The organism is Pantoea sp. FN0305 (assembly GCF_050113845.1).
In the GTDB taxonomy this organism is placed as follows: domain Bacteria; phylum Pseudomonadota; class Gammaproteobacteria; order Enterobacterales; family Enterobacteriaceae; genus Mixta; species Mixta alhagi.
In genome coordinates this window covers 722,779-736,117 of the sequence record NZ_JBNJSN010000001.1, presented here as the reverse complement: position 1 = coordinate 736,117, position 13,339 = coordinate 722,779, and the positions used below count along the sequence as shown (strand labels likewise).

The window sequence follows — 13,339 nt, the reverse complement described above, 5'->3', positions numbered from 1 at the left end:
CGCCCGTTGGCTGGCTGTTGCCAGCCCCGCACGTTGTCCGCCTTCGGACGCATGAGGCTCAGACTGAGCGTTAATCTATTGACCGTTATTATTCTTTTCCTGTTAGCGTTAGCGCCTGCAGAAAAAGCGTTTCCATGGCTTCTGCGCTGCTATACCGACGGGCAAACCACGCCGGGAAAGCCGCCGCCATTTGCCCGCTTTCCGCTGGCGCATCGCGACGCTGATCCAGCGCCAGGCGCCAGGCTTCCACACTGTTCTTTACCCGCCATGTGGGGAGCTCACTCGCCAGCGACGGGACATCACTACAGAGCGCCGGAATGCCCAGAGAGGCTAACTGCAACAAAATGAAGCTATCCTTAAAGCGGTTTTCATCACCGTTGCTGCGCGGCAGAACGGCAAACTCCACCGATAAACCGGCAAGCTGCGCCATCATGCGTGCCCCATCGCTACAGCGGTGCGTTTCACGTACGAAGGGCAGCCAGTCAGTGGGACAATCGCCCAAAATGATCCAGTCAAATACCGCTGCGCTCTGTGCTATCGCTGGTGCGATAAGCTGGCGCTCTTTTTCTGTCAGCAAACAGGTGGCGCAAAGCACGCGTCGTGTTGCACCGTTTGCTTTCCCCGATGATTTATCTTGCCACTGCGCCGTCAGAACATTGGGCAGAATAACGGCCTTTTTATGTCGCTTATTGAACCAATCAGCCTGCGCGCGGCTGTAAACCAGCCAGCTATCGATAAATTCCTGCTGTAGCAGCGGCTTCAGGCTGCGGGCCATCATTCTGCTGTCGGCAAGGTAAGCCACCCGAACACCGTGACTGGCTTTCACCTGCGCGATTGTACGGCGGGTTGCTTCATTCACTTCGCCGCTCAGTACGATACAGTCAGCCTGCAGACGCAGCAGTTCCGGCGCGGAAGGCGCGGTGGTGAGCAGCGTGAAATAGAATCGGCCACGCTGTGACAGCGTATGCAGCGTTTCCACCAGCCGCTGCGCATAGCTATCCATCGCGCCATCTTGTATGACCATGATGTAAGGGATGCCGTAATGCCGGAGTGGACGCCAGCGGGCGGTAAGCTGCGTATCCGGCGCGAAAAGCCGTTCGGTCAGGCTGTAGGCGCAGTGATAAGTCGCATCCTGAGCCAGAGCCGGCAGCCAGCGTTGATAAAAACCATCCAGCTCCGCTGAAGGCTGCGGTAAAAAACGAGCGGGATAGCCGCTAATGGTCGCCTCGCTGGCGATCAGGCTGTAAGGGGTGCAGACCAGCAGCAGGCCCGCCTGCGCCACTTGCAAACAGAAATCGATTTCCGCCAGCAGCGGCAATGTGAACTGAGGATCGAAACCGCCAATATGCTGCCAGACGCTGCGGCGGATAAGCAGGCAGTGCGATGAAAGCGCCGCGCAGTGAGTCGAACTGTGCAGACGTGACAGATGTCCGCCGCTACCCCACCGCTCGCCATAACCCACGGGAAAGGCCAGGCCATTAACGCCAAGAATATAGCCCGCGGAAAGCAGCTGTTGCTCAAAGTTGATTATCTGCGGTGCCACGCAGCCTACCTCCGGGCGCAACGCATCGCTGGCCAGCGCGTTCAGCCAGTTCGACATCACAAAAACCGAGTTTGCATCGAGCAGCAGCAGGTACTCGCCCTGCGCTTCAGCGGCAGCAGCATTGATGCAAAGCGTGGATCGATCCTCCGTCACATTAATCAGGCGTACCGGAAGATTACCGCCTGCCAACTGCTGTAGCCAAAGGGTGATATCCTGCGGCGTCTGCGGCTGCGTCACGATCAGTAATTCATAATTTGCCCACCGCGTCTGCTCAAAAAAGGTAGTCAGGCAGCGCTGTAGCTGCGCCAGGTTATCGCCGGCCAGCAGAATCGCTGACAGAGAAAACGCAGGCTGTAAATCATACTGCAAACGCCAGGGTTTCCCCGGCTGGCCCTCTACTGTGCCTTGCAGATAGCCGCGCTGATGCAGGTAACCGCGTAACAGCGCCTGCTGCTCCGGCGATGCGTCAAACTCACAGGCGGCCGCCGGCACCAGCGTCACCGTCTCGGTCAAATGACCAATCGCGCCGATATCATATTGCGCGATCATTTTAAGCACCGCGTCCAGTTCAAAGCTGTGCGGGAAACCGGTATCAAAACCGCCGGTCGAGATCAATGCGTCGCGCTGGAAGAAAGCACGTTGCAGATAAAGCCGTGGTGCGCTTAAGAAGAGATCGAGGTTAAAGTCCGGCTTGAAATGGGGAGACATCTCGCCATCCGCCAGCAGCAGCATCTCATCAGCGTAAACGATCGCCAGATTGTCCAGGCTGCCAAGCGCATCGCTTGCCAGCAGCAGCCCCTGCGCGCTGTATTGCGTCCCGGCTGGCACAGATTGTAGCCAGTCAAACGCCTGCTGCTGTGATAGTTCCGCCACCATCGCCATCCAGGCGGAAGCTGTACTCTGTTGAACCAGCGGATCGTCGCTGAGCGGAAGCGCGCTGTCGCTAACCAGCAACACCCGACTGCCGGTTAGCTGACGCAGCTGCGGCAGTAATGTCTCCAGCGTTTTGCTTACGGTATCAACCGTTTCATTATCCTGATGGATAACAATCAATAACCGGCGACCCGCGACCGGCTGAAGCTCAAGCCGTTCGCGCTCACCAGGCGTTAGCGTGCGCTGCATCAGCCAGACGGGTAGTGAACGCTGCTGCCGTTCATCAGCTACCTTTTGCGCCTGCCGTTGAGTTTGGTGAAGAAAATGCTGTAGCTGCCGATCGCTTTCGGCCCGCTGAGACAAAAAATAGTCACGCACCTTGTACAGATCACGGCGCACCCCGGCAATGGCTTCGGGAGAGGGATCCCAGCTAAAACCGGCACCGCCGTTATCCTTTAAGGTATCCGGGGTAATCGCGTACTGTTCATATCCGGGTGCCGTCAGCGCCACCACCGGGCTTCCACACAGAATCGCCAGCGCACAGGTGCCGGAGGATTCATACGAATAGAGTACGCGCGTGCGCTTCAACACTGCCGCCAGTTCCTGTAGCGACAGCGGGTTACGCATAGAAAGGATCTGGATACCCGGCGGCAGCAGCGAAAAATCTACCGCTGATTCAGGCACGCGGTTGAGATAGAGCAGATCGCGATCCTTATCGGGGTTATCGTCGCAGAACAGATCCAGGTCAAAGCTTTCAATACGCAGAATGTCTGGATTAACCGCTTTCTCAGCAAACTCTTTGCGATACCAAAAGAAGAGATCGTCCGGCCCCTCTTCAAGACGATTTTTCATAATCACGCCTTCGCGATTAAGCATATAGCGCACACATACCGGCGCGGAAAGCGGATTCCCCGAGGTAACTTCTGGATATACGGCGATATAGGGCTGACCGCTGTGGATGATTGCATGCCAGCTCTCTTCATCCAGGCGCGGCGTATTCCATTGCGGATTAACCGTGCAGCCCACCATCCAGGCCTTCCCGCCCTGCTGGTTAATCATATGACCAAGCTGATGCATGACCTGAATCCCCTGGGAAGATTCACGATAGTCCGGTGCCATAATCAAATAAGGGAAGGTGAGCGATTGCATAATATTCTCAGCAGGTTGTGGTAACCGACGTTCAAAGACGTCGGTCTTTCGTTCAAAAAACTCAGCGGGAAGAAACCATTGCGCCCGCTAAAAAGAAAAAACCGACACGGTTAATCCGGCGCAGCACTGTGCAGTATTGACGGGCGCCGGTTATGGCACCCGCAGGTAAATTACTGCGGCGTAAGCCACGCCTGCTGCCAGTCATCCAGACCGCTGCCGCGCAAATACCATTGCTGGTGGATCGCTTCGCGTAGCGCATCGCCCTGACGGCGGGTTGCTGCCATATCGTTTAGATGCGCGCGTATCGCCGCCATCCAGTCTTTGAAACGGTTCTCAACCAGCGTTACCGGCAGACCGCAACGATAAGGTTCAATGTTGGTGGCGATGATTGGCACCCCACAGGTGCCGATCTCCAGCAGCCGCAGGTTACTTTTACATTCGTTGAACTGATTAATTTCCAGCGGCACTAACGCCAAATCCAGATTCAGGCTGGCCAGTTTTTCCGGGTACATCTCAAAAGGTACGCCCGGATGGAACTCACACTGGATGCCGCGCGGCTTCATGCCCATAAACACCCACTCCACCTCGCCTTCCAGCGCTTTGATGATCGGTAATAATATTTCCAGGTCGCCCGCGTGCGAGCTGCCGCCAGCCCAGCCGATACGCACTTTGCGCCCCGTACCGCGCTCGCTAAGCAGATGTCCCCATTGCCCTTCGGCAAGACGGTTCTGCGCAATGCGAATATCGTGATGGAAACGGCTATAGGCTTCAGCCAGCGGCGCAGTCGAGACGACAATCCAGTCAGCGCTTTCCATCACCTTGCGCAGGTTTTTCACCATATTTTGGGGGAAGTGTTTGCGGCTGCCGTTTTTCAACGGCACATTCAGCAGATAATCATCATATTCCACCACGATTTTGGCATCGCACACCTCGCGATACTGCGCCATGATGGCCGGGAAGCGGCTGCCGCTCAGCAGTTCCAGCAGGATCACATCGGGCTGCAGCTGTGCGGCTTCCATCACGCCGGGAATACCGTGGATCAGACCGCCTTCTGCCAGCAAATTGCTTTCCAGCGCTTTAAACGGCTGAACGACGCGATGATGGCCGCAGCCCTGCCAGTTCACATGGTTTGCCAGGATCACCGGCAGCGGTCGCCCCGGTAACGGCGGCTGAAAGCGTGCCGTACCCGGCCCTACGCTAAAAGCTTTGCCCATGCGCTGCATACGCGGATGATAGCTGGCATCATTCAGCAGCGCGCCTTTCCATTGAGCGCGCAGCGTGGCGTAGTCCGGCAGTAATGGACGTTCCTGCACCTGAAATTTTTCCGCCAGCAGCCGCGTTGCGCCGCCCATATGCCTGACGCGCGCCCAGGGCGTCCAGACATTAAGATAACCCTGCTGAACGGCCCGCAGCCCTAAATCCACATCGGCAAAATAGAGCGGATAGCGTTCTGCGTCGAAGCCGCCAAGGCTGAAAAAGACCTCCCTGCGTACCATCATGCAGGCGGCGCTAACGGCGGTCAGGTTATGCGCGGTTTTCAGATAGCCGTGATAGCCTTGACTCTCATTCGCCGCCCCTTCCCATGGGCTATCCACACCGTTGCGGACGCCCAGCAGATAGCCGCCGTGCTGTACGCGACCATCCTGAAACTCCAGACGTCCTCCCACCAGCGCGATTTCCGGCCTTAACGCCTGTTCCAGCAGCGCATCAAGCCATTCGCCCTCGATGATTTGACAGTCATTATTTAAAAACAGCAGCAGGTTGCCGCGTGCCTGTTCTGCGGCAGCGTTATTGATCGCCGCATAGTTAAACGGCGCGTCGTAGCGCAGCACGCGGATCTGTTCTACGCCCAGCGCCTGCAGGTCATTCAGAAAGCGGCAAGCTTGCTGGTCAGTTGACTGATTATCAACAATTAATAATTCATAACGTTGATAGCGCGTACTCTCCATCAGGCTTTCAATACAGGCTTTTAACAACGCAAAATGATCGCGCGTGGGAATGATGATTGAAACCAGCGGCTGGCTTTCCCAACGGTAGCGCACCCGTTGCGTTGTCGGCGTCAGCCCCGGCTCCAGCGTGGCCGCAATGCCCAGCCGTTGCAGATGCGCGGCTACCATCCGTTGATATTCATCCCGCACCTCTTCCCGCTCCGCCCACTCCCTGATGCGATCGTTGCTTTTTACCAGCACTTCCGGCAGATGACCCAGCGCGCCAGCGCCCTGCTGTTCCACGGCTCGCCACAGCAGATCGAACAGGCCGAGATGCGGATAATCCGCAGATAAGGCACCCAGCGCCTGCGCCGTTGGGCGACTGAACAGCAGTGTGCGCCCGATATAAGGTGTACTGCGTAACAGATCGATATTCACATCGGGTCGCAGCACCACGTCGGGCTCGCTGATACCGTCGCTATACATTTCATCCATATACCAGAATGGCGTTGCGGGCTGACGTAAGCGCTGCTCCGCCAGCAATAGCAGCGCATCCGGCAACAGCTCGTCGCCTGCCGACAACACCAGCAATGCTTCAGCGGATGAGTGATTTATTAATCGGTTGAGCTCAGCTGGCCAGCCCAGTGCGCAGCGGGCGACCTCGCCTTCTGCCAGGGTTAAATCAGCCACGCTGAAAATATCGATACTCACCGGCGGCCATGACTGCTGCATCACCGAAGCAAGCGAACGTTGAGATCGGGCACTGTCGCCCTGCTCATCGATAATAGCCACGCCAATGCTGCCGCTTTCCGGCAGTGACTGTACAAACGCCTGCAGTGCCTGACGACGCGTATCGCTGATGCGGCGATCTTCCAGCCAGCGCTCCATGGAGTAGTTTTTGTTATCCGCCGCAGCCAGTACCGTCTGGCTATGAAAACGCAGCGCATAAAGGGATTTTTCATCCGCCTTCCAGCTCTTAGCGACCAGCGGCGCGCTGATCAGCGCCTCAAGCAGAGAGGAGATGCTCCATTTCTGCTGGTGCGCCGCCTGCTGTTGGCGTGACCATTTTGCTGCCGCCGTAAATCCTTGCATCAGCAGCTCAAGCCACTCATCAGCATCCGGACAGGATCGCAGGTTGACCGCCGTAAAGTGCTCACCTTCCCAGCGGGCAATATTCTCTGCGCCAAGGTAGCCTTCCACATAGCCGCCAGCGGCGAGAAACAGCGGGATCCCCAGCGCCAGCGCTTTAGGCGCAATCTCTTCGCTGCCGATAACCACATCATACTTCTCCAGCCAGTCAGGCTGAATGCGGCTGACCGGCTGGCTGTTATCAAACCATTCCAGCTGAATACCTGCCGCGCTGAGCCGCTGCTGAACTTCATACATTTCCGCTGACATTTCTGGCGCTACGTAAAGCACCCGCTGCAGCGTAGATAAAATACGGGTAGGTTGATAAGCGGCAAAAACGGGTGCGACGGTATAAGGCAGTGGGTGTAACTGCTGCGGCGCAACGCCGGTGGCTAACAAGCGTTCAGTGACCAGCGGCGACAGCGATAACGTGCGTGAAGCGAGCTGATTTTCCAGCGTCACGCCGTAGGGAATATAGAGATCGTTGTAGTCGCTGAAGTGGCGGAAAATAACCGGCGCGCTGGCGGATAGCTCGCTGATCGCCTCCAGCAATTTACCGCTGAAAAATCCTTTATAGATCCAGATGAGCGTATAACTGTCGGCCAGCGCGCCCTGCTTATCCGTAATCAGGCGGAAAACGCCGCTTTGCGTCAACCGCATCAGTTCGCCAGCCAGCGCCTTGCCTGCGCTGTGGGCAACGATATCGATCTGCCATCCCTGCGACAGCAACGCATCAATAATGTCGAGTATTTCGTTGTTATGCAGCGAATACGCTTCAAAACGATCGATGCTGATTAATAGCCTGCTCATCTGACATCCTCTTAATTAACGACGGTTTTCCTGTGGGCCAGGGCAGCACAGGTTACCGGTGACGATCTATTGTCAAGCAGCAGAGGGCAAGATGAGGGGCAGATTAACCCCCTTAAAAGCGCTTAGTTTTGCCGATTAGGCAAAAAAAAACGCCCTCGTATGAGGGCGTTGTCGGATGCGTAATTGATAACAATTAACGCAGCAGGGACAGCATGGTCTGCGGAACCTGGTTGGCCTGAGCCAGTACGGAGCTGCCAGCCTGCTGCAGGATCTGCGCGCGGGACATGTTAGACACTTCCGTTGCGTAATCAGAATCCTGAATACGGCTGCGGGCTGCTGACAGGTTGTTTACCGTGTTGTTCAGGTTAGTGATGGTGGACTCAAAACGGTTCTGAGACGCACCCAGCAGGCTGCGCTGGTTGTCAACCGCTTTGATGGCCTTATCGATGTCTGCCAGCGGAGCGCCGTCGGTGGTGCCGCCAGAAGTCACAGTACCGCTCAGAACGTCAAAGCCTTTCGCTTCAGTAACACGAGCGTTACCGTTGATGGTCTGGCCAGAAGTCTGAGACGTTGTACCAGAAGCGTTGTTCAGGTTGTAGTCGTTGCTTGAGCTCAGGCTGATAGCGATGGTTTCGCCATCTTTAGCGCCAACCTGGAAGCTGTAGCTGCTTGAACCAGAACCGGTGTTCAGTACTTTGATGCCGTTAAAGTCAGTCTGCTCGGTTACGCGGTTGATCTCTTCCATACGCTGGTTAACTTCAGCCTGGATGGAGTCGATGTCAGAAGCAGAGTTGGAGCTGTTCTGCGCCTGAACGGTCAGGTCACGTACGCGCTGCAGGTTGTTGTTGATTTCGCTCAGCGCGCCTTCAGCGGTCTGCGCCAGAGAGATACCGTCGTTAGCGTTACGTGCTGCCACGCCAAGACCGTTGATGTTGGAGGTGAAGCGGTTAGCGATCGCCTGACCAGCAGCGTCATCTTTTGCACTGTTGATACGCAGGCCAGAAGACAGGCGCTCGATCGCGGTGCCCAGAGAAGACTGAGATTTGCTCAGGTTGTTCTGAGTCATCAGCGACAGAGTGTTAGTATTAATAACTGCCATGATAAGTATCCTTTAAGTTAAATTAGGGTTCGGCATTTGGCCTGCGGCTTCATCACCGTCATAAATGTTATCGACAACGTTAAGCAGGACTTTAGGTTTTTTTTGCAACTTCGCTAAATTAATTAATGCAGGTAAACGATAATCAACCGCTAAAAAAAACGCCCTCGTAATGAGGGCGTTGTCGGATGCGTAATTGATAACAATTAACGCAGCAGGGACAGCATGGTCTGCGGAACCTGGTTGGCCTGAGCCAGTACGGAACTGCCAGCCTGCTGCAGGATCTGCGCGCGGGACATGTTAGACACTTCCGTTGCGTAGTCAGAATCCTGAATACGGCTGCGGGCTGCTGACAGGTTGTTTACCGTGTTGTTCAGGTTAGTGATGGTGGACTCAAAACGGTTCTGAGACGCACCCAGCAGGCTGCGCTGGTTGTCAACCGCTTTGATGGCCTTATCGATGTCTGCCAGCGGGTTACCGTCGGTGCCGCCGCCAGAAGTCACGGTGCCGCTCAGAACGTCAAAGCCTTCAGCATTGGTGGTACGTGCGTTGCCGTTGATGGTCTGAGAAGAAACATCACCCGTCGCGCTGGAGGTGTTGAACAGGTTGTAGTCGTTGCTTGAGCTCAGGCTGATAGAGATAGTTTCATCATCTTTAGAACCTACCTGGAAGCTGTAGCTGCTTGAGCCAGAACCGGTGTTCAGCACTTTGATGCCGTTAAAGTCAGTCTGCTTGGTTACGCGATCGATTTCTTCCATACGCTGGTTAACTTCAGCCTGGATAGAGTCGATGTCAGAAGCAGAGTTAGAGCTGTTCTGCGCCTGAACGGTCAGGTCACGTACGCGCTGCAGGTTGTTGTTGATTTCGCTCAGCGCGCCTTCAGCGGTCTGCGCCAGAGAGATACCGTCGTTAGCGTTACGTGCTGCCACGCCAAGACCGTTGATGTTAGAGGTGAAGCGGTTAGCGATCGCCTGACCTGCTGCGTCATCTTTTGCGCTATTGATACGCAGGCCAGAAGACAGGCGCTCGATCGCGGTGCCCAGAGAAGACTGAGATTTGCTCAGGTTGTTCTGAGTCATCAGCGACAGGGTGTTAGTGTTAATTACTGCCATGATGTTTTTCCTTTAAAAAATGGTTCAGATTCAGGCATCTGTTCTACGGCTTCATCACCGTCAACCTCATTATCGTCAGCGCTAAAACAACCTTTAGAAAAATTTTCAAAAAATTCGCAAACGGGTAAAAGCCGGAAGTGCAATAAAGAAGGGCTTTTTATCTGCCCATTGATTTTTTTATCCAGGGCTAAGCTTTTACCAGACGCTGCCGATACCCTCTCCAGTGATAGTCAACCAACGAAGGATTACAACATGGCAAGTGTTAGCTCTCTCGGTGCGGGAACCAGCCTCGATCTGCAATCATTGTATGACAGCCTGGAGACATCAGAAAAAACACGCCTGACCCCGATCACCACCCAGCAGAGTTCCTATAAAGCGAAGCTGACGGCCTGGGGCATCGTGCAAACATCGCTGTCAAAATTGCAGACCGCTGCTGATAAGCTGAAGGATACCTCCAGCATCGCGTCAACCAAGGTCAGCAGCACTAACACCGCTTTTAGCGCAACGCTGGCTAACAGCGCGACGGCAGGCAACTATTCGGTGGAAGTCACAGCGTTGGCTAAAGCACAGTCGCTGCTCTCTAAATCTGCCACCAGCAAAGATACGGATCTCGGTGACAGCGCGATGGCTTCGCGCACGATTACTATTGCGCAAAGCGGTCAGGAAAAGCCGATGACCGTGACGCTGACGCAGGATAAAACCAGCCTGGCGGATATTCGCGACGCAATTAACCAGCAACAGGGCAGTGTTACCGCCAGCATTATCAAGTCTGACGACAATACCTATTATCTGTCGCTGACTTCACGCGATACCGGCACCGCTAATGAGATGACGATCACCACCGACGACAGCTCGCTGGCACAGTACATTGGCTATGACAAAGCTGCGACGACCAATGGGATGACTCAACAGGTCGCTGCCGCCGACGCTCAGCTGACGATCAACGGCGTGGCGATCACGCGCAGCAGCAATACTATTACCGATGCGCCAGAAGGGGTCACCCTGACGCTGACGAAAACCAACGCCGGTAGCCCGGAAACGCTGACGGTGGAAAAAGATAACCAGCCGATGGTTGATGCGGTGCAGGCTTACGTTGATGCCTACAACTCACTGCAAACCACCATCTCTAACCAGACTAAATATACTGCGGTTGATCAGGGCAACGGCGCTCAAAATACCAGCAATGGCGATCTGTTGGGCGACGGCACGCTGCGTAATATCCAGACGCGCCTGCGTTCAACGCTCTCCACCTCGCAGGCCGGCGGCGATTTTACGCTGCTGTCGCAAATTGGCGTGACGCAGGATATTAACGGCAAACTGACGGTAGATAGCGATAAGCTGAACAAGGCGCTGGATGAAAAAGCGACCAGCGTAGCGACGTTCCTGTCAGGCGACGGCAGCACTACCGGTTTCGCAACACAAGTTAGCGCCCAGTTAAAGTCTATCCTGGCGTCTGACGGCTCAATCCAGCGTGCGGAAGACGGCATTAATACTACGCTGAAACGCCTGTCCGAACAGTATGATCGCGTCACCAAGCAGATTGAGGCGACGATGGCACGCTATAAAACACAATTTACCAGTTTAAGCACCTTAGTCTCATCGATGACGCAGACCGGGAACTATCTGACCCAACAGTTCAGTGCGATGAATAAATAACCAGAGGATTAAAATGTACGCAAAATCGGGAATCCAGGCCTACGCCCAGGTTGGCGTTGAAAGTGCCGTGATGAGCGCCACTCCGCATCAGCTGGTGGTATTGCTATTTGATGGCGCGTTAAGCGCCATGAAAAAAGCGGCCATTTTGATGGATCAGGGCGACATTCCCGGTAAAGGTCAGGCGCTCTCTAAAGCCATCAACATTATCACCAATGGTTTGCGTGCCGGCCTGAATCATGAGGCTGGTGGCGAAATTGCAGCGAATCTCGACGGTTTGTATGACTATATGACCCGCCGTTTGCTGCACGCCAACCTGCATAATGATCCGGAGGCTATTAGCGAAGTGGAAAGGCTACTAACCAATATTGCCGATGCCTGGAAAGAGATCGGTCCGAATGCGCAAGCTACCCAGGAAGCCTGATGATGTCAGCTAATGTTGATTTGCTTCGTCGTTATCAGCAGTTGCTGATGCTCAGTAATACCATGTTGACGCTGGCGAAGCAGAGTCAATGGGATGAGCTGATCGGTCATGAAGTAGGTTATATCCAGGCGGTGGAAAGCGTGACGCAGGCAGCAGCAGGTACTCCCCTGCCCGCTGCGATGCAGACGCAAATTCGTCCATTGCTGAAACAGCTGCTGGATAATGAAAAGCTGATTAAAGATTTGCTGATTAATCGGATGGATGAGCTACGCTCACTGGTTAATCAGGGTAATCAGCAGAAAAACGTCACCTCCGCCTATAGCCGTTTTTCCGGTAATGTCCTGCACCCTTCCGACCTGTAAATGAGGGTGACGGATCGAAGCCTGGGCGAAAAAAGTTAACAGATGACACGCGCTTGCGTGTCATCGCCTTTTTTACGGCTGCCGTTTAGCGGGCTGCGTGGCAAAAACAGCACGCATATTCTGCGGCTCAATGTTCTGGATAACCGCCGCATTTGGCTGAAGCGCAACCTGCTCCAGCGCCTGTTGGCATTCAATCGTGGGCTGCTGGACTTTCTTCAGCGTCAGTTTGTCGTAATGTAACTCACTGCCCTCAAGCTCCAGCGGCATAACGCGCAGCTGCCTGTTAACGTTTACGTATTTTCCATTCAGCAGCGTTAGCTTGCCTGGTTTTGCGATGACCCGCTGCCACTGACGACAATCCAGCGTATCTCCCTCGGCAGTAATAATCAGGCTTCCCATAGCGCGATCGCTAATCAACCCGCTCTGCGGCCCGATAGTTTGCCAGTAACCTTGCAGATTGGCCGGAGCAGGTGTTTTTACCGCCTGCTGGTATTGATTGATCTGTGCACAGCCCGTCAGCGCCAGCGCGCCCAACAGCATCCACTTTTTCATTCTGGCTCCCTAACCTTCATTTGATGGCGGCTACGTTATAATTTTTCCCCCTGCCAGCGCAAGAAACTTGCGCATCAGTCAGGTTAATGCAGGTGATTAAGGACATTTTTCCCCACCCCGCCCGGGCAGTGAGTAACTTTGCGGCGGTTAAATGGCGATCGCCTGACAGCTGCGTCGCCTCAGGTTACACTTAACACCATCTTTATTTACAGGTTACGCCCATGAAAACGCCTCAAGAGTATTATGCTATCGCCCGTTCAATGTTTTTGTCAGCCCATCCTGACTTTCAGGCTGCCCTTGATGGCCTGACGCAGGAAGAAGCAGACGGGTTTAATATGTCGCTGGCACAGTATCGCAGTATGCAGGCGGATCGGTTTTATGCCGCGTTTCTGCGGGCTAAAAATCAGGATGCCATTCTGTTTTCTATTCAGCTGGCGGAACCTGATAAAGAAGTAGCGATTCAGGCAATCGAAGCCTATCTGCAAGAGCACGCGGCAGCACTGGGGATGACGTGGGAAGAGTTTTGCCAGAAAAATGATTTATAAGGGCTAAATAATTTATCGTAAAATGCGTCAATAACGATGCCGCACCGTCGGATTAGCAGCAGATAAGATTGTAGAGAAGGATTTTTATCTGACCTTTCCGGTAACAGAATCACGCCAAATTTTGCAAGCGTGCATCGTACTGCCTCTGAAGATGTCGCTGCTTC

9 protein-coding genes are annotated in these 13,339 nt (G+C 54.5%); 4 read left to right on the top strand and 5 right to left on the bottom strand.

Going from position 1 to position 13,339, the window contains the following annotated elements; genetic code table 11:
• Positions 1–88 precede the first annotated feature (88 nt).
• The 4 genes from ACQE3Y_RS03385 to ACQE3Y_RS03370 form a co-directional block, all read right to left on the bottom strand.
• Positions 89–3,565, bottom strand: coding sequence for a glycosyltransferase family 2 protein (locus ACQE3Y_RS03385; RefSeq protein ID WP_426980863.1), 3,477 nt, complete (start codon positions 3,563–3,565; stop codon positions 89–91).
• A 170-nt stretch (positions 3,566–3,735) separates the two neighbouring features.
• On the bottom strand, positions 3,736–7,431 hold the full coding sequence (locus tag ACQE3Y_RS03380) for a glycosyltransferase (RefSeq protein WP_426980862.1): 3,696 nt from the start codon (positions 7,429–7,431) through the stop codon (positions 3,736–3,738).
• A gap of 193 nt (positions 7,432–7,624) precedes the next feature.
• Positions 7,625–8,530 (bottom strand): flagellin, encoded by a 906-nt coding sequence (locus ACQE3Y_RS03375; RefSeq protein WP_426972164.1) that lies wholly within the window; start codon positions 8,528–8,530, stop codon positions 7,625–7,627.
• 203 nt (positions 8,531–8,733) lie between these two features.
• Positions 8,734–9,639, bottom strand: a complete 906-nt coding sequence (locus tag ACQE3Y_RS03370) for a flagellin (protein WP_426972162.1) — start codon at positions 9,637–9,639, stop codon at positions 8,734–8,736.
• A 252-nt stretch (positions 9,640–9,891) separates the two neighbouring features.
• On the opposite strand from ACQE3Y_RS03370, the gene fliD reads away from it, so the two are divergent.
• The 3 genes from fliD to fliT are packed head-to-tail and all read left to right on the top strand — an operon-like array spanning position 9,892 to position 12,078.
• Positions 9,892–11,295, top strand: a complete 1,404-nt coding sequence (fliD, locus tag ACQE3Y_RS03365) for a flagellar filament capping protein FliD (RefSeq protein ID WP_426972160.1) — start codon at positions 9,892–9,894, stop codon at positions 11,293–11,295.
• 13 nt (positions 11,296–11,308) lie between these two features.
• Entirely contained in the window at positions 11,309–11,716 is a 408-nt protein-coding gene (gene fliS, locus ACQE3Y_RS03360) for a flagellar export chaperone FliS (RefSeq protein WP_250650212.1), read from the top strand.
• On the top strand, positions 11,716–12,078 hold the full coding sequence (gene fliT / locus ACQE3Y_RS03355) for a flagella biosynthesis regulatory protein FliT (protein ID WP_426980861.1): 363 nt from the start codon (positions 11,716–11,718) through the stop codon (positions 12,076–12,078). The genes fliS and fliT overlap by 1 nt, the downstream gene beginning before the upstream one ends.
• Positions 12,079–12,150: 72 nt before the next feature.
• Here the strand turns inward: fliT and yedD are convergent, their stop codons facing one another.
• Complete coding sequence (gene yedD, locus ACQE3Y_RS03350; protein WP_426972157.1) at positions 12,151–12,630, bottom strand: lipoprotein YedD; 480 nt, start codon at positions 12,628–12,630, stop codon at positions 12,151–12,153.
• A gap of 221 nt (positions 12,631–12,851) precedes the next feature.
• Between yedD and ACQE3Y_RS03345 the strand changes: the two genes are divergently transcribed.
• Positions 12,852–13,175, top strand: a complete 324-nt coding sequence (locus ACQE3Y_RS03345) for a DUF6388 family protein (protein ID WP_250650215.1) — start codon at positions 12,852–12,854, stop codon at positions 13,173–13,175.
• The last annotated feature ends 164 nt before the right edge of the window (positions 13,176–13,339 follow it).